Source organism: Acinetobacter sp. AOR14_HL, assembly GCF_027855175.1.
Classification (GTDB): domain Bacteria; phylum Pseudomonadota; class Gammaproteobacteria; order Pseudomonadales; family Moraxellaceae; genus Acinetobacter; species Acinetobacter calcoaceticus.
Map to the genome: position 1 here is coordinate 318326 of NZ_JAKTII010000003.1, position 18110 is coordinate 336435.

The window sequence follows — 18110 nt, forward strand, 5'->3', positions numbered from 1 at the left end:
CCTGAAATACGAAGCCCTCTAGTTTAATAGCTAGAGGGTTTGTAAGTTTCAACCTAAAGCGTTAATAAAATAAGGAAAAAATTTCCCTTCTTTTATTATTTTAGTTCGCTAGAAGATTTACCCAGTTCTCGGCGGGCAATAATCAATTGCTGGATTTGTTGAGTACCTTCAAAGATATCGAGAATTTTTGAATCGCGTGCCCATTTCTCAAGTAACTCATCTTCGTTATAACCAACACTTGCTGCCAATTCGACACATTTTAAAGTAATCTCGTTACCCACACGGCCAGCTTTGGCTTTCGCAATAGAAGCTTCTTTAGAGTTTGGCTTTTTGTTATCTGCCATCCACGTTGACTTTAACATAAGCAGGCGAGCGGCTTCCCACTCAGCTTCCATACGGTAGATTTGTGCTGCAAGATTAGAAGTATGTAGATAAGGGGTAGAATAATCTGGATCAAGTTGGTCTTTAAAAATTTCTTTAATACGTTCTAAAGAAGCTTTAGCACAACCAATTGCCATTGCAGCGACTAGAGGACGAGTGTTGTCAAAAGTTTCCATTACTCCGGCAAAACCTTTTGCAACATCCACTTCAGCGTTTCCTAAAAGGTTTTCGGCAGGTACTCGGCAGTCAATAAAACTAATAACGGCAGTATCTGAAGCTTTAATTCCCAATTTATGTTCGAGTCGTTCAACCTTCATTCCAGGCGTACCTTTTGGTACTACAAATGATTTAATAGCTGCACGTCCCAGTTTTTTATCTAAAGTCGCCCAAACGACGACAGAATCTGCACGTTCGCCAGATGTCACAAAAATCTTTTCACCATTTAAAATATAGTCATTACCATCTTTGGTTGCAGTGGTGCGGATCGCGGCAGAGTCAGAGCCGCAACCTGGCTCGGTAATCGCCATTGCAGCCCATGTTCCTTTGAAGCGCTCTAATTGCTCATCATTTGCAACAGCAGCAATGGCTGAGTTCCCAAGGCCCTGACGTGGCATACTTAGTAATAAGCCTGTATCGCCATAACACATCTCAATAATCCCTAGAGCGGTAGACATATTGGTTCCGTTACGAATACCTTCATTGTCTGTATCGCCACGTTTGCCAGCACCCGCAGCTCCGGCATTAATACCTTCGCCACCTTCATTCATACCATCAATGAGTGAAGCTAACATATCGAGCTCTTTTGGATAAGCATGCTCAGCTTTATCATATTTACGAGAAATAGGGCGTAAAACATTGATCGCAACATCATGTGCCTGATCAATCATCATTTTGAATTTTTTAGGATTTTGTAAATTCATTAAAGTATCCTCTGATTGATCATTTAAGCATGTAAGCCGGATTGTAAAATTGCAGTGGCGCGTAAATCACGGTACCAGCGTTCAACTGGGTGTTCTTTTGTGAAACCATGTCCACCAAGAATTTGCACACCATCTGTACCGATTTTCATGGATTTTTCAGCACAAAGTAGTTGGGCTAGATAAGCTTCACGGTGAAATGGCTTGCCTGATTCTGCAAGACTTGCTGCGTTTAAAACCAGCATACGCATTGCATCAATTTCAATTGCCATATCTGCAATCATGAAAGCGACACTTTGACGGTGAGAAATCGGCTCTCCGAAAGCAGTTCGTTCATTGGCATATTTAATACAATAGGCTTTTACAGCGTCACAAGTACCAACAGCCATTGCACACCACATTAAATTTCCCAGATCTAAGAAAGAAGTGTAATCAAAGTCTGTTGCACCTAAGCGTAGAGCAGGAGTGTGATTAAAGCGTAAAGTTGCTGTTTCTGTCGCTTTAAGGCCCATAGCAGGCGTATTTTTGATAGAAATGCTATCGTTGCATTGCACTACAAATATATCTGGCTTGCCATTAAAGTCCGCACTTACTAAAAATACATCGGCCAGATCACCTAAAATAACAAGCGTTTTTTCACCTTCAATATAGAATTGATCATTTTCAAGTGATGCTTTGGTTTTTAATACATAAGGATTAAATGCTGGAGTTGCTTCTTGTACAGCAAAGGTTGCTGTAATATCTGAGTCTTCTGCAAAACAAGGTAAGTACATCGATTGAACTTCGGCAGAACCCCAACGTGTAATTGCATTAATGACACTAAATGTACTGAGTAATCCAGCTGTAAGGCTAAAATCGCCTTCAGCCAATTTTTCAGCAATCAATAAGTTACTTACAATATTTTGTTCAGTTGCTACACCGCCTAATGCTTCTGGAAGTGCATAGTAGTTAAGACCTAGATCTTCTACATATTGCCAAAGACTTTCTGGAAACTGAGCAGTCTGATCTGCATCATGAGCTAACCCCAATAGAACTTCTTGAGCAAATTGAGTCATTGCTTCGGAAGTCATTTGTTGTTCTTCGGTTAGGTTTAAATCAAACAGATTCTTGTTCTGCTGAGGTAGACGTTGTTGAGATATTGGCTTAGGTTTAAATGCTTTTTGAGTCTGGCTTAATGCTCTAAAACCAGCTTTTGAACCTTGATATAGGGATTTTTCAACAAATTTGCGTAACTTGAGTTGATCAAGTACATCGCTTCCAGCCAATTTAGTGATCAGCGATAAACCCAAACCCTGAGCTTTATTGATCATACTTGTCATGATTATGGTGTCCTAACACGTTGTTATTGTTTTATGCTGACACGCATTATAGTAAAAGACTATGTCGTTACTGACATTCAAAAAATGAGTGGATAAATGGTAGGTAAAAAATAAATGTATCTTAAGTGTATGATTTTATTTATTTAAAATAATTTGGTTGTTGGGCAAGTAGGGATGTATTGACTAGAATGACATGGAATCATTCTAGCCGTTCACTAAATTAACCGAAGTTACGAATCATACGACGTACATTTGTTTTTGCATCGATGACTGTCATAAACGTATATGCCCCAATAAATTTACGGCTAATAAACATAAATTCTTTTGGAGGTACTGAGAAATAACGTGATGCCATTGATTTACTCGCTTGCTGCATAACACGGCTATGTAACTGGCTTTGCTTCCAGTCATAACGTTCATGTTCATCCATTAGACCAGCAGGCATATCTGGATTATTTGATGGGGTGCTAAATGCTTCTGTCGCTAATAGAAAAACATCGGCCATACCTGGTTTAATACTTTCAGGCATTGCATCAAAAAATTCATATCCAGTCATTGCTTGTACCATCGCATGTTTATCATGCTGATAACCAGCTTGGATCAGATTACGTGCAACTGAAAGTAAATGGTCATCAAACTGACGGATAGCACCAAAGTCTAATAATACAATCTTATCCTGAACATCTTGACCATTACCTAAACGGACAAGGTAGTTACCGAAGTTAGGATCAGTTTGCATTTCGCCCCATTCAAAAATTTCACGAACAGCAATTTCTAATGAAGCTTCACCAAGCTGATTACGACGCTCTTGAGGCAAAGACAACATCACAGGGCTATTGATTGGAACACCGCGTTCGAAAGTCATGCAGAGTACTTGGTTGGTGCAATATTTATCTACAATTGTCGGAACAATATAACGCTCGTCATCTTTTAAGCGTTCAGCAAAGCGACGAGTAGTGGCAGCTTCAACATCATAGTCAACTTCACGATGCATCATTTCACGCACTTCATCAAACCACTGATCAAATTCACGGGTTTGTGGCACCATGCGTGTCAGTTTAAGCATGTTTTTAAACAAACTCATATCTGAATCAATGGCGTTCGCAACACCTGGATATTGAATTTTTAGAACTAATTCCAAGCCATCTGATTTACGTGTTGCACGGTGTACTTGTGCGAGAGAGGCGGTACCAATTGGCTCATGATCAATTGTTAAATCATTTAACTTAGCGCCCAGTTGTTCTTGTAGATGTGGCTTAATTGCAGGCCAATCTAAAGCAACAGTTTGGTTATTTAGGGTATTTAATGCTTGTGTAATCTCTTCTGGTAAAAAATGTTCACCATAAAGAGCCATCATTTGCCCAATTTTAACAATAGAACCCTTAAGTTTACCTATTTCAGAAACCAGATAATTAGCTTGTTCGCTCATCGCTTTTTTACGTTTCTTTTCTTTGTCTTCCTCATTAGAAAAAATAGAAGAAGCACTTGCAGTTGCCCAACGTGTTCCTGCAAGTAAAGAAGCTTTCGCGATTGATAAGCGTCGATCCATGGAAGAAGTTTTTAAACTCTTAAGCTTATCTTTCTGATTTGACATGAAAATAGAATCCTATGCGCATCATGCAGCCAAACGCTGTGATCTAAAATTGTAACGAATATTACATGTTTTGAGCGTATTAAAATAGTTCTCTCAGACTGAATGATAGGTCGAAATCACCATCTTTATTTCATTAACTACTAAATAGCCTAAGCAATTTATAAATTTAAGAAATTAAGAGCATTCAGATGAGTAAAACTAAGATAAAACGGACCTTTGATAACAAAATGGATTACATTTTAAATTGAATCTTTAATTCAGATTTCTGCATCAAATGAAGGCGATTATTCTGAATATGTTGCAATAACATCTGTTTGACTGAATCATGCATGAAACCAAGTGCATGAGCTTTTACGATAATGATGCTAGGCAGGGTATAAAAGAAGTACTTAACATCATCAAGAGTTGCGTTATTAAAAATACCTTGTTCAATTAACGTCTGCTGCAAAAATTGCTTTTCATTTAATACAGAATCTGAAGATTCATCCCAAAAACGGTGACGCATCGCCATCAGATTGTTGTGTTTATAACTCATAAAATTGTCAGCTCAGACTTCAAATCTAAATAAAATATATGGAGTCGAGCAACGAATATCAAGTTGAGATTATTTTTTCTTCAGTTGCTGTTTGAATTTTTATGTAACTCTTGTAAATAGCCTAAGCAAATTTAAAATTTTTTCTAAAAAAACTATAATCGAAACAATTTCATCTATAACACCAATTATCATGACTCCTGCATGCAGATTGTTAAAAAGTAATAAAATCGAATTTTCTATTCATGAATATGAACATGATTCAAATGCCAAAAGTTTTGGATTAGAAGCAGCTGAAAAATTAGATTTAGATGTAAACGAAGTATTTAAAACTCTAATGGTAAGTGATGATAAAAATTATTTCGTTGCTGTCTTGCCGGTTAATCACCAATTAAATTTAAAAAAAGTAGCTACGGTGTTTGGATGTAAAAAGTTACAAATGGCTAATCCTAAAGATGCTGAACGTTTAACGGGATATTTGGTAGGAGGAATTAGCCCTTTAGGCCAAAAGAAACGTTTAAAAACTGTCATTGATGCATCGGCTCAAAACTTTAGCAAAATTTATGTCAGTGGCGGAAAAAGAGGGCTGGATATTGGTTTAAATCCTAAAGATTTAGCACAGCTTTTAAATGCTCAATTTGTTGATGTGCTTGATCAGTAAGAAAAGTTTAGAGGAATACTCTAAGAACTAATCATTATTTTATCTTTATTGAGAAAATACTTTGTTGGGAGGTATAGCTAATTGCAGATACTTTTTTATTTTTCAAAAAAGAGATAAGCATAAATAATTGCGAAAAAGCTTGAACTATTAAATGAAAATGATTATCATTATTGTTAATGGCGATGTAGTCCTAATCCCGATAAGGGGGAGGAGATTGATTGTAATATAAAGCCCATGTTCTAAGTTTATGCTCATTTTCTAATGAAATTTAGAGTTATACCAGAAGCTTAAATAAGAAGAACAGGAAAGGCGAGTTGATTTCTGGTATGTGACACCTGCAAGACATTATAAAAATATGCGGGTTCAAGCAGCGGTAAATGGAACTAAGAAAAATAAATACTATCAGCGCAATAAAAAGAATAAACCAAGAGTAGCAAGCGAGGATGGCTTGCTACTCTTGTATTTAAAGTTAGTTTCATACTTATTTATATTGTTCAACCTTTTTAAAGTTTTAACTCTGCTCAGTAACAGATTACTTATATTTTTGATTGAAAAATGATCACTAGTGTTTCATTTATTAACATCCTGCCTTTTTAGCCAATTTTTTGTATACCCTGAATAAAACATGATCAAAAAAGAGGTAAAAGCGTGCTTATTTTTCATGGAAAACCTGTTCATGGAGCAATTTTTGATATGGATGGCACAATGTTTGATACTGAGAGGTTGCGGTTTCAAACATTGCAACAAGCATCTCAAGAACTCATTGGACAGGAATTTTCACACGAATATTTAATGCAATGTTTAGGTTTAAGTGCAACTACTGCTGAACAATTGGCTCAACGGTTGTATGGTGTGAATGTTCCATATAAAGAGATACGAAAAAGAGCCGATGAGATGGAGCTTGAACATATACGAAAACACGGCGTACCTATTAAGAAAGGTTTGGTTCAAGTTTTAGAACGTTCAAGAAAATCAGGTTTAAGAATGGCTGTGGCTACTTCAAGTCGTAGAGCAATTGCCGAAGAATATTTAATTAACGCGAATGTTTATAAATTTTTTGATGTAATTACTTGTGGGGATGAAGTACAAAATGGAAAGCCTCATCCTGAAATATTCCTGAAAGCAGCAAGTCAGCTTCATTTAGATGCTAACCAATGTTTAATGTTTGAAGATTCTGAAAATGGTTTAACATCAGCTCACTCATCGAAAGGTCTAACAATTTTATTAAAAGATATTAAAGAACCAAATGATGAAATGTTGGCAAAAGCTGATTTTTATTACGATCAGATGTATGACTTCTTAACAGATCTCGACCAATTTATTCCTGTTATGGATATGCCACAAGGGCAAGAACCTTTTCCGCAAAGCCTAAATCAACTTACCGTTGGCATACACGGTTTTGGTGCTATTGGCGGCGGATATATAACGCAAATCTTGTCACACTGGGATGGATACACAAAACCAAGACGTATTATTGCTTCTACGCGTAATAGTCTATTCCGTGAAGCTGTAAATGCGTTTGGAACTTATAGCATTCGCTATGGACAGTTTTCGTATGATGAACGCATTGAAAATATGACAATTGTTGATTCTGACAATGAACAGCAAATGTTAGAAATGTATACCCATTCAAGTTTGATTGCACTATGTTTGCCTGAACAAGCTATTGAAGTTGAGTCAAAAACGATTGCAAAAGGTTTATACGCTCGTTTTAACTCGGCACTCGAAACATGTATAGAACCTTTAACTTTTTTAATTATTTTAAATAAAGTTGGCGCAAAATATTTGGTTATGAAGCATCTTAGAGAAGCACTTTTAGAACTAACTAATGATGAAGACGTGACGGAGCACATTTTAAAAGAACATTACTTTTGCGACACCGTTGTAAACCGTATGGTTTCAAAATTGTCCAATCAAAATCTATATCGTCAGCTTCGCATTAAGCATCATTTTCTTGAACAGCATTTATCTGATGTAGAGCATGAAGAGCAGGTCGAAATTGAAGATTGCAATAAACTGACTCAAGATCAGCAAAATCAGGTCTCTTTATATGTAGATAACATGCGTCGTAATTTTCAGCCAGGACATATATTACAAAGCATGGATCTAATCTTGTTCCATAGCGAAACTGATATGCCAATTTATGTAGAAAAAGGTAGCCCTTTACTCGAAAAATTGCGCCAAGTTGTGTTGGTTGAGCAAATTACAGATATTCAATTAATCAAAAACCGACTGTGGAACGGCGTACACGCGATGCTTGCTTGGTATGCATCTTTACTAGGTTATGATTCTATTGGTGTTGCCATGGGCGATAGCTCTGTTAAAGCATTTGCAGAGAATTTAATTACAGAAGTAAAGCAAGGACTTGCAATCGTATTACCTAACTATGCAAAAGATCTAGATCGACTTGCACAGAGTTTTCTAGATTCATGTGAATATGCATTTAAAGATCCATGTCAGCGTGTTGCGCGAGATCCGCTACGTAAACTGGGTCACAATGAACGGGTAATAGCTTCAATTGTGGTGAATATTAGTCATGATTTACCCTATAAAAACTTATTAAAAGGTGCTGCTTTAGGTTATGCCTATGCAATTCAATTTTTAGAAATTGATGAGACTGATGTGTTTAAACATTTACAGCAGCAAATTCAGAACTTGGACATGAGTACAGTTCAGAAAAGACAGCTGGAAGTTGAGTTGACACAATTAATTCAATATTTATTTTCTGAACAAGGTAAGCAACCTTTGAACATGAATATTATTAACTCCAAAACTACACATACTCAATATGCTTAAATTCGTTCAATGAATTAAGACTCTACAACTAAAAGGCAAACATGCTTTAATACAAAAATTGAATCATTTTGAATTAAAGCTGTGTTGCTAAAACCTTCGACATCCATGGTGCCAACATCTATACGGGATTATCCGGAATGGCATCTTGGGCGTCAAAATTATGCTTTATGGTATCTGGAAATTAATGATCAAAAATTAGTTGATTATTTAGATGGATTGCGCAGGCATTTTTCAGATTTTTTGTTAGAACCCAATAGCCGCCAATATCATGTCACATTGTTTATATGTGGTTTTTTGACTGATGAATCTAAACTTTATAAAGATGATTTTAGTTTTAGTGAGTTTGAGCAACAGAGAGAAATTTTAAGAAAAAAGAATTTTGCATCATTTGAATTAAAAATTGGAGCAGTTGATAGTTTTAGTAGTGCTTTATTTGTAGAAATTCAAGATGCCGGAAATATCTTATCTCTAATACGACAAAAGCTAGGCATGGTTTCTAATGAAATTGCAGCTTTAGATTATTGCCCACACATTACCTTAGGTCTATATAGAGAAAATTATAATAGTGATTTGATTTTACAAAAAATTTCTGAATTACCTGTACAATATAAACATGCTGAATTTGAACATAAAATTCAGCATTTGACGTTTGGTTATTATCAGGCCCAAACTTTACAAGGTAAGTTATATCCATATCAGCATTTATTTTTAGGTGATTCATGTTGCAACTAATTTTGGGTGGTGCTCGTTCTGGTAAAAGTCGACTGGCTGAACAAACGGCAATATCTATGCAATTAGCTGTGACTTATGTCGCGACGGCGCAAGCGCTTGATTCAGAAATGCAAAGCCGAATTGCACACCATCAAAATCAGCGTCCTGCTCACTGGTCTTTGATCGAAGAGCCATTATTTTTGGCAAAAACTTTGCAAAAAATTGATCAACCTAATCAAATCATTCTGGTGGATTGTTTAACGCTCTGGCTAACGAATTTGTTACTTTTAGATGATCAAAATGTTCAAGAGTTTGAATGTGAGCAACTAATAGATGTTTTACCTAAGCTTCAATCAGAAATTATTTTAGTAAGTAATGAAACTGGTCTAGGTGTTGTGCCATTAGGCGAGATTAGCCGTCGTTTTGTAGATGAAGCAGGAAGACTGCATCAAGCTTTAGGACAAATTGCAGATAAGGTTATGTTTTGTGTGGCTGGTTTTCCAATGATTTTAAAAGGTGAGAAGTAAAATGAACTGGTGGTTAGAATCTGTACAGCAACCTAATTTGGAAGCAAAACAACAAGCTGAGCAACATCAACTCCAACTCACCAAACCTACAGGTGCATTAGGTGATTTAGAGCAGATTGCAATTACACTTGCCAGTTTACAGTCCAATGCTCATCCTCAAGTTAACTATCCATGGATCACAGTTTTTGCAGGCGATCATGGCGTGGTTGAAGAAAATATCTCTGCATATCCTCAAGCTGTCACACGCCAAATGTTGCAAAACTTCACAACTGGTGGTGCAGCAATTAGTGTAATTGCTAAATATCATCAAGCTCACTTGCAAGTCATTGATTGTGGCACAGTAGGCGAGGCATACGAATATGTCGGTGTTGAACGTCATTGTATTCGTGCTGGGACGGCAAATTTTGCCAAACAAGTGGCAATGAATGCTGAAGAATGTCGTGCTGCTTTAGAGTTGGGGAAAAAGAGCGTAGATACAGCTAAAGCCGACGGCGCAGATATTTATATTGCGGGTGAAATGGGAATTGGAAATACCTGTTCTGCTTCTGCCTTAGCATGTCTTTTATTAAATGATACGGCTGAGCAATTAACTGGCGTAGGTACAGGAATTGGTGCCGATCAGTTAAGACATAAAATTGAAGTGATTGAGCAGGCAATAGAGCGTCACTACCAACATGTGATTGGGGATGCCTTTAAAACCCTAAGTGCTGTAGGCGGTCTGGAAATTGCGGCTATAACCGGTGCTTATATTCGATGTGCTCAAATTGGCTTACCTGTAATTGTGGATGGCTTTATTAGTTCGGTAGCTGCTTTATGTGCGGTACGAATGAACCCTAAAGTACGTGACTGGATGTTATTTGGTCATCAATCGGCAGAATATGGTCACCGACGTATCTTGCAAGAACTCAATGCCGAGCCAATTTTAAAGATGAATTTGCGTTTAGGTGAAGGTAGTGGAGCAGCAGCTGCTTTGGCATTAGTTAAAATGGCGTGCGCATTACATAATCAAATGGCTACCTTTGCTCAAGCTGCTGTAAGTGGAGACAAAATTGAGTAAATTGAAAATTGATTTGCTCAGACATGGTGAAAGTCAGTTTAGCCATACTTTACGTGGCCATTTAGATGATGACCTAACACCAAAAGGTTGGCAGCAAATGCAGTCAACCATTGAGCAAGACACAAACCAGACATGGGATGTCATTGTAAGTTCTTCGTTAAAACGGTGTGCATGCTTTGCGGAGCAACTTGCTAAAACAACTGAACTGCCTCTGCTTTTAAATCATGACTTAAAAGAAATGTATTTTGGACACTGGGAAGGCATTTCAACTCAGCAAATTTATGAAACTTCACCAGAATTGCTCGCAAATTTTTGGCAGAAACCGAGTCAATATTGCCCGCCTGGGGCAGAAACATTAATGCAATTTCAAACAAGGGTTCTTAAAGGCTTTCAGGAACTACTTGTAGAGATGCAAAACCAAAACTGGCAATATGGATTGGTTGTTACCCATGGCGGTGTCATTAAGCTATTGGCTTGTTTAGCCAAGCAACAACCTTTAGATGATTTACTTAAAATGCCAGCAGAACTTGGGAAATTATATTCCCTCGAATTTTCTGAAATGGATGGTCAATTAACTTTTATGCTGAGATAGCAAATTTATATTTTTATACACTTGTAAGTTATTATTTTTATAAAGATATTTGACATCATGTAATCGTACTGTCATTGCTAAAAATTATGCTATGGGCATTTCTTATTAATAACTTATCAGACTTATGAATATTTTATTTAAAACGACGATGCTTGCTGCGTCATTATTGCTTGTGGCTTGTAATAATAATGACGATCAAAATGATCAACCAACGACATCACCTACAACTCAATCAAAGTATTATCAAACCAAAACGCCTTACCAACCACAACAAGATTTAAAAAGCTATGAACAGGCACCCAATGGGTTCCAGCCAGTTTTTACAGAGTTAGTGGCGCGTCATGGTTCAAGAGGTTTATCAAGTCTCAAATATGACTTGGCACTTTATAATTTATGGAAGCAGGCAAAAGCAGAAAATGCCTTAACGCCGTTAGGTGAGCAATTAGGTGCTGACCTAGAGGCCATGATGAAAGCCAATATTCTGTTAGGCTACGGTGTTGAGGGAATTCGCCAGTTTGGTTATGGAAATGAAACTATGACGGGTATTTTAGAACATCGTGGTATTGCAGATCGGTTATTACAACGCTTACCAAATCTTTTAAATCCGCAAGCCTCTATATCAGTACAAAGTTCAGGTGTCGATCGTGCGGTAGATAGTGCTAAATTTTTTACGGCTGAATTAATTAAACAACAATCGCAGCTCAAAGATAAAATTGTTCCAGTCTCTTATACCAATTTGTCGAGTGAAAGCGTTCCAAGTGTTGAAGATGGCGGGGTAGATCGTTTTAAACTTTATTTTCATAGTTTGAATGCAGATGAAGACTTAACACAGCCACTCAGTGCTAGTCAGCAGAAAATTTATGATGCAAGTCAGGCCTATCAAGATTTTGAAGAAAATAATAATGATTTAGCCCAAAAGTTAGATGAGTTATCAAAAAATACTCAGGCTGAAAAAACTGCTCAGACTGTACTCAACCCGATTTTTAAAGCAGACTTTATTAAAAAATTGGGTACAGCGGGTTATAGCTTTAGTAATACAGGGTCTTTTACCGTAATTTCGCCTAAAGGTGAGCAAATTACGGAAAAAGGTAAGGGTAAAAACACTATCGCCAGTGCAGTTGATGCAGCAGCTTATGTGTATGAGCTCTATTCGATTTCTGGTGGCATGAAAGATGAGCTAAAAGGTATCGATTTTGATAAGTATATGCCTGTTGAAGCCGCAGAATTCTATGCTGAATTTAATGATGCCAATGATTTCTATGAAAAAGGCCCAAGTTTCACAGAGTCAAATCTGGTCACGAGTGAAATTGCACAAGGCTTAAAACAAGATATGTTCCAACAAGTTGATGCTGTTGTGAATAAAGCCCAACCTTACAAAGCGGTTTTACGTTTTGCCCATGCTGAAATTATTATTCCTCTGGCCACTAGCCTAGACTTACATAATATGATGCAGCCTTTACCACTTCGCCAGACGTATAATTACTCAACCAGCTCATGGCGTGGAGAAGTAGTTTCACCTATGGCTGCCAATGTACAGTGGGATATTTATCAAAATGGCCAAGGCAATACTTTGGTAAAAATGCTTTATAACGAAAAAGAAACTTTGTTTAAGTCTGCATGTAACTATGCGCGCTATAGCCCAACTAGTTTCTACTACGACTACATAAAATTGAAACAGTGCTCTCAAATACAATAGATTTTCAGTTTTCTGAAGTCTTTAATGGGAATAGGGATTGCTATTCCCATTTTTATTTCTTCATAATTCAAACTGTTTTTTAAATATAGTTCAGTTAGAGATTTGGACATGACACCATTTTGGATCGCATTGCAATTTTTAACTGTTCTGCCGATCGAGTTAAAGACAATGCCTACGGCGCAACAAAATGGTCGAGCTATTTTGTTTTATCCATTGGTTGGACTCATTATTGGTGGCATCCTTTTTCTTATTGCATGTTTGTTCGCAAAACTACCAATTCTTCTACTTGCCGCCATCATCATGACTTTATGGGTTTGGCTAACAGGCGGTTTGCATTTAGATGGGCTGGCAGATACGGCAGATGCGTGGGTAGGTGGTTTTGGAGACAAACTGCGTACTTTACAAATTATGAAGGATCCAAGTTGTGGCCCAATTGGAGTACTGAGTTTAGTTCTTATATGTCTGCTCAAGTTCGCACTGGTCTATGTACTGATTGAACAACATCAAACGCTATTTTTAATATTGCTTCCTGCACTTGGGCGCCTTGTGCCATCAATTTTATTTTTAACTACGCCATATGTTCGAGAAAAAGGTTTAGGCCGTTCTCTGACTGATCATTTACCCAAAACAGCGTCTTGGTTAATAACTGGGTTAGTTTTACTGCTACCTTTATATTGGGGATGGCAGGGTCTAATTGCCGTGATTGGCTTATTAATGAGCCTTATTTATTTAAGACATTTGTTTATAAAACGTATTGATGGTATTACAGGCGACACTGTGGGGGCCGCGATTGAGCTTAGCGAAACTGTGCTGCTTTTTGCTTTTATCGTAAGCTATTTTTATTTATAAATAGTAAAACTTTTAAACGCTATTACGGCTTATCTAGAAATTTCATTAAAATAAAAAGCCCTCAAAAATGAGGGCTTAATCGATATTCTTAAAAAGATGAATTAACGATTTGGTAAAACGCCTTTTAAAGCTTCATGCATTTCAAGCAATGTTTTTTCAGTGGTTTCCCAGTCAATACAGCCATCAGTCACTGATTTACCATATTCTAGGTCACAAAGGTTTTCAGGAATATCTTGGCGGCCGCCTTTTAAGTGACTTTCAACCATAAGACCAACAATTGACTTATTACCATCTAAAATTTGTTCAGTAATATTTTTAAGAACAAGTGGCTGCAAGTACGGATCTTTATTTGAGTTCGCGTGACTCGCATCAATCATGATTTTATTGCTAACTTTTGCTTTCGCTAAAGCATTTTCTGCTTCTTCAACAGAGCCAGCATCATAGTTAGGCTTACCATTACCACCACGTAATACAACGTGTGCATAAGGGTTACCATTTGTATTAATAATTGAAACTTGACCGTCTTCGTTAAGGCCTAAGAAGCTATGACCATATTTAACAGACTGCATGGCATTGGTGGCAACAGTTAAACCGCCGTCTGTACCATTTTTAAAACCAACTGGTGATGATAGACCAGAAGACATTTCACGGTGAGTTTGGCTCTCGGTTGTACGTGCACCAATTGCAGACCATGAAATTAAGTCTTGGTAGTATTGTGGAGAGTTAGGGTCAAGTGCTTCAGTTGCACATGGCAAACCTTTTTCATTTAACTCAAGCAAGAGTTTACGACCAATACGTAAACCTTTTTCGATGTTAAATGAGTCATTCATATCAGGGTCATTGATTAGACCTTTCCAACCAATTGTCGTACGTGGTTTTTCAAAATAAACACGCATAACTAAATACAATGAATCTTTAACTTTTTCGCTTAGCACTTTTAAGCGATCGGCATATTCGTGAGCAGCTTTCGGGTCGTGAATAGAGCAAGGACCAATAACGACAAACAAACGTTTATCTGAACCATCTAAGATATTACGAATAGTTTCGCGACCTTTTAGAACGGTTTGTGAAGCAACATCAGATAAAGGCAACTCTGATTTAAGCTCAGCTGGTGTTACAAGAGTTTGAATGCTTTTAATATTAACGTCGTCGATATCGGGCTTGGAAACGGATTTTGAATTTGTATTCATTGCTGTCACTGGTTCGATCATACTAAAGGTTGTTTTGTGTACTGAATATACCATGAAATAATTATGAAAATCCTACATCTCATGGTATTTCAGTTTGGAAAAATCTTATTGATTTTGCTATCTTTCAGTTGGATTGCTTGTTTTTTCAGCAATCACGGCTTGTTGTTGTACCACAGGGGCTTTTGGTTTTGCTTTGACCGGGTTAACCATAAAATTAACACCGAGAGCAAATAGGGTAATCCCTAAAATTTTTCGGATTAAACGTTCAGGCATGCGAGAACTAATAAGCGTACCTACAATAATTGCTGGAATCGAACCCACCAATAACCACATAAGAAGCGTAAAGTCGACGTTACCAGCACTCATGTGTCCAAGGCCGGCCACTAAAGTAAGCAATACCGCATGTACCACATCTGAACCAATAATTCGAATCATTGGCAAGTTAGGGAACATGATCACGAGTGCCATAATGCCAAATGCACCAGCGCCGACAGATGAAAGCGTTACGAATACGCCTAAAATAATACCCATGAGGATGATGTAGAGGCGTTTATGGTGAATAGCCAATTGCTCATTTTCTGTTTGTACGGTTTCTTTATTTCTAAAACGATTAAAGAATTTTTCAATACGTGAACGAAAGATAATTGAAACACCAGTCAGTGTTAGCATAAAACCTAAAACCATGGTTAACACAGCTTTATAGTGAGTTGACTGACTTAAATAGTGTTCAAGTACCCAAGTGGTAGCGAAAGATGCTGGAATACTACCCACTGCAAGCCATAAAACAATTGGCCAGACAATGTTGAGTTTCTTAGCATGAACCATTGAGCCACAGAACTTTGAGATTGCGGCATAAAGTAAATCGGTACCAATTGCGATATGCGGTTCAATTCTAAAAAGACTAATTAAAATTGGTGTCATTAATGACCCACCACCAACTCCTGTAATCCCTACACAGAAACCAACTAACATACCCGCTAAGATAAATTCAAAAGCACCAGACATCTTTATCGCCACTTATCACGAAACGCCCATATCTTATTCCTTTTAGAGATAAACAGTTGTCATGAATAATGATTTACTTATGCAAAAAAAAGCTAAGCAATCAAAATATTGCTTAGCTTGAGCTATTTTTCATCAAATTATTAGGATCTAAGATTATTTTGATGGTTTTAATGGGTTAAGTAGAAGGATGAGACCAAAAGTTAACGGCGTTGCAAATATCCACCAACTGACAAAACCAATTGAAAAATTATAATGTCGAATCAGAATATATGCGCATAAAACAAACAATATGAATGCAGCTATCTTAAAGTATTGGTAATATTTTTGAGCTAATGATTTGAAATGGCCTGTTGATTTTGGCGATCGATATTTTTCACTCGCCATAAACAACAAATACATTCCTAATAAAATTAAGATGAAAGCTATAAAGATCATGAGCTCACCTCAGTATTTAATTTATTCAGCTTCTTTTGGATTTTTTCTACAGCTTTATGCTGAATAGGTTGAATTTTGCAGAATATAAAAATCGCTAAGCCTGCAAATATCCACAAAAATACATCTATACGTGCAAAGACCCAATAATTGTTGAAGCTTTCAACATAATCATGCTTGAGCAAATAAATTAAATTTAAGATTGGAAGCGCCATACAAAGCAGAATAAAAATACTCAGTTGAGTTCGCCATAAATATTGTTTTTTAGTGACTAAAGCAATGATTAAGCTGATTAGCCAAACTAAGAAAAAACTATAAATTTCATAGTTGATCGTGGTTGAAGTGACTGTAAATAATCGATTCGCACTTAAATAGGCGACAGTTGCACACGGCAGTCCTACAAAAGTTGCGACATTTAAACGGTCAACTAAATAGTGTCCAAAGTGAAACTTACTGTTCTTATTTTGAATTTGGCGTTTAAGGCTCCAGAGTAGCAAACCAGAGGCAATCATGACACAACCTAAAATGCCAGAGAAGAACAAACCTAAGCGAAGTAAAGGTTGGGCAAATGTTGCCATGTGTAGACCGTAAACTCCCGCATTCAGTGTTGCAATAGCACTATTATTACGTGTGTCTGCTAAGACTTTGCCTGTTGAAGCATTCAATGTAATTTGAGCCTGATTCCGGGTAATTGAATGATCTTCATTTTGAATAAAGGTAATTTGCGCCTGATTGGTATTTGGATTTTTTACACTAATTGTCGATAAAGTTTGATTTCCCCAACGTTGTTGCACTTGGTTTAATAACTTTTCGATAGATAAGTTCTGAGCTGGCTGTATCGATTGGTTTTCAAGTACAGTCTTTGTACGTATTTCGGTAAAATATTGATATGGATTTTCAGGATAAAGCTTTTGCATTCCCCAAGGCAGATATAAATAAAAGAAAATGGCTAGGCCTGTAAATGTAATGGTTAAAAAGAAAGGTAGGGCAATCACCGAAGAAATATTATGAAAGTCTAACCATGAACGCTGAGACTTAAATGTACGCAAAGTAAAAAAGTCGGTGAATATTTTTTTATGGGTAATGATGCCTGAAACTAAGGCAATCAACATAATAAATGCCGCGATACAGACTAATAATCGCCCGACGAATATTGGAATACCAAAAAGTTGGTAGTGGAATCGGTAAAAAAAGTCGCCGCCTAGCGTTGCCGAAAGTTTAAGCTCTTGGCCTGTGTTTGCATCCAGAGTTGCATTTCCATAACCGCCGTCTGATTTTTCCCAATACATGGTGTTTACCGGACTCTCAGGTGTTGCAATATTTAAATACCAAGATTTGGCATCTGGAGCATGGTCTTGTAAGTATTGATAAGCTGTTTTAATAGCAATATCTTGCTTTACTTCATATTGCGCAAGTGGAGGTTGCATCCATAAATTAATTTCGTGGCGGTAATAGGACAAACTTCCCATTAAGAAAATGGCAAACACGAGCCATCCAAAAATTAAGCCAGTCCATGAGTGTAGCCATGCCATAGATTGACGTATACCTTTATGCATAACCCACCATACGCGTTGCAAAAAAGAAAAGGGCACATAGAACGACTGATAGCCCTGTGAGTTTCAAAAGTGATTGAATGCAAAAACCTATAATCACGAACACTACGTAAAATAGAATTGCTATAAATGCTGCGAGATATATGGCTTCAGCTTTATCGAGGGTCAAAAGGAGAATTCCAGTGAGTCCAAGACTTAAATACGCCATACAGGCAAAACCCATACCGAAAACCAGCAAGAATCGATAGAAAACTTTTATGCGATATGACACAGGGAGATTTACAGTTTTGGACATCTT

The 18110-nt window shown here is 37.1% G+C and carries 17 protein-coding genes; 8 read left to right on the plus strand and 9 right to left on the minus strand.

The features are described 5' to 3' along the window. Positions 1-95: 95 nt before the first annotated feature. The 4 genes from MKL38_RS02510 to MKL38_RS02525 form a co-directional block, all read right to left on the minus strand. Positions 96-1301: an acyl-CoA dehydrogenase family protein gene (locus MKL38_RS02510; protein ID WP_045432630.1), complete on the minus strand. Its 1206-nt coding sequence runs from the start codon at positions 1299-1301 to the stop codon at positions 96-98. A 23-nt stretch (positions 1302-1324) separates the two neighbouring features. Next, positions 1325-2608 carry an acyl-CoA dehydrogenase family protein gene (locus MKL38_RS02515; protein WP_270902582.1) on the minus strand — a complete coding sequence of 428 codons (1284 nt, stop codon included), beginning with the start codon at positions 2606-2608 and terminating at the stop codon, positions 1325-1327. A 229-nt stretch (positions 2609-2837) separates the two neighbouring features. Next, positions 2838-4211, minus strand: a complete 1374-nt coding sequence (locus MKL38_RS02520; protein WP_270902386.1) for an ABC1 kinase family protein — start codon at positions 4209-4211, stop codon at positions 2838-2840. A gap of 232 nt (positions 4212-4443) precedes the next feature. Further along, positions 4444-4746: a hypothetical protein gene (locus MKL38_RS02525; RefSeq protein WP_005047401.1), complete on the minus strand. Its 303-nt coding sequence runs from the start codon at positions 4744-4746 to the stop codon at positions 4444-4446. A gap of 190 nt (positions 4747-4936) precedes the next feature. Here MKL38_RS02525 and ybaK point away from each other — a divergent pair, with 190 nt between their 5' ends. From ybaK to MKL38_RS02565, 8 genes are all read left to right on the plus strand, one after another. Further along, the gene (gene ybaK, locus MKL38_RS02530; protein ID WP_270902583.1) at positions 4937-5404 is read left to right on the plus strand and encodes a Cys-tRNA(Pro) deacylase; all 468 of its coding nucleotides are present in this window, start codon (positions 4937-4939) and stop codon (positions 5402-5404) included. A 648-nt stretch (positions 5405-6052) separates the two neighbouring features. Then, positions 6053-8200 carry a bifunctional mannitol-1-phosphate dehydrogenase/phosphatase gene (gene mtlD / locus MKL38_RS02535; protein WP_270902387.1) on the plus strand — a complete coding sequence of 716 codons (2148 nt, stop codon included), beginning with the start codon at positions 6053-6055 and terminating at the stop codon, positions 8198-8200. A 105-nt stretch (positions 8201-8305) separates the two neighbouring features. Further along, positions 8306-8932, plus strand: a complete 627-nt coding sequence (locus MKL38_RS02540; RefSeq protein WP_270902388.1) for a 2'-5' RNA ligase family protein — start codon at positions 8306-8308, stop codon at positions 8930-8932. Beyond that, positions 8920-9438 (plus strand): bifunctional adenosylcobinamide kinase/adenosylcobinamide-phosphate guanylyltransferase, encoded by a 519-nt coding sequence (gene cobU, locus MKL38_RS02545; RefSeq protein WP_270902389.1) that lies wholly within the window; start codon positions 8920-8922, stop codon positions 9436-9438. The genes MKL38_RS02540 and cobU overlap by 13 nt, the downstream gene beginning before the upstream one ends. A 1-nt stretch (position 9439) precedes the next feature. Further along, positions 9440-10495, plus strand: a complete 1056-nt coding sequence (gene cobT, locus MKL38_RS02550; protein WP_270902390.1) for a nicotinate-nucleotide--dimethylbenzimidazole phosphoribosyltransferase — start codon at positions 9440-9442, stop codon at positions 10493-10495. Next, positions 10488-11087, plus strand: a complete 600-nt coding sequence (locus MKL38_RS02555) for a histidine phosphatase family protein (protein WP_198495897.1) — start codon at positions 10488-10490, stop codon at positions 11085-11087. Before cobT ends, MKL38_RS02555 begins: the two co-directional genes overlap by 8 nt. Before the next feature lie 124 nt (positions 11088-11211). After that, positions 11212-12783 carry a histidine-type phosphatase gene (locus MKL38_RS02560; RefSeq protein WP_270902391.1) on the plus strand — a complete coding sequence of 524 codons (1572 nt, stop codon included), beginning with the start codon at positions 11212-11214 and terminating at the stop codon, positions 12781-12783. Between the two features lie 108 nt (positions 12784-12891). Further along, positions 12892-13632 (plus strand): adenosylcobinamide-GDP ribazoletransferase, encoded by a 741-nt coding sequence (locus tag MKL38_RS02565; protein WP_270902392.1) that lies wholly within the window; start codon positions 12892-12894, stop codon positions 13630-13632. Positions 13633-13733: 101 nt separating this feature from the next. On the opposite strand, the gene MKL38_RS02570 is transcribed toward MKL38_RS02565, so the two are convergent. From MKL38_RS02570 to MKL38_RS02590, 5 genes are all read right to left on the minus strand, one after another. Then, the gene (locus MKL38_RS02570; protein ID WP_199942143.1) at positions 13734-14822 is read right to left on the minus strand and encodes a 3-deoxy-7-phosphoheptulonate synthase; all 1089 of its coding nucleotides are present in this window, start codon (positions 14820-14822) and stop codon (positions 13734-13736) included. Between the two features lie 117 nt (positions 14823-14939). After that, the gene (locus tag MKL38_RS02575; RefSeq protein WP_270902393.1) at positions 14940-15827 is read right to left on the minus strand and encodes a sulfite exporter TauE/SafE family protein; all 888 of its coding nucleotides are present in this window, start codon (positions 15825-15827) and stop codon (positions 14940-14942) included. A 153-nt stretch (positions 15828-15980) separates the two neighbouring features. Further along, entirely contained in the window at positions 15981-16262 is a 282-nt protein-coding gene (locus MKL38_RS02580; RefSeq protein ID WP_231761215.1) for a DUF1634 domain-containing protein, read from the minus strand. Further along, positions 16259-17815, minus strand: coding sequence for a PepSY-associated TM helix domain-containing protein (locus MKL38_RS02585; RefSeq protein ID WP_270902394.1), 1557 nt, complete (start codon positions 17813-17815; stop codon positions 16259-16261). Before MKL38_RS02585 ends, MKL38_RS02580 begins: the two co-directional genes overlap by 4 nt. Continuing rightward, positions 17808-18107 carry a hypothetical protein gene (locus MKL38_RS02590; RefSeq protein ID WP_227558545.1) on the minus strand — a complete coding sequence of 100 codons (300 nt, stop codon included), beginning with the start codon at positions 18105-18107 and terminating at the stop codon, positions 17808-17810. Before MKL38_RS02590 ends, MKL38_RS02585 begins: the two co-directional genes overlap by 8 nt. Positions 18108-18110 lie beyond the last annotated feature (3 nt).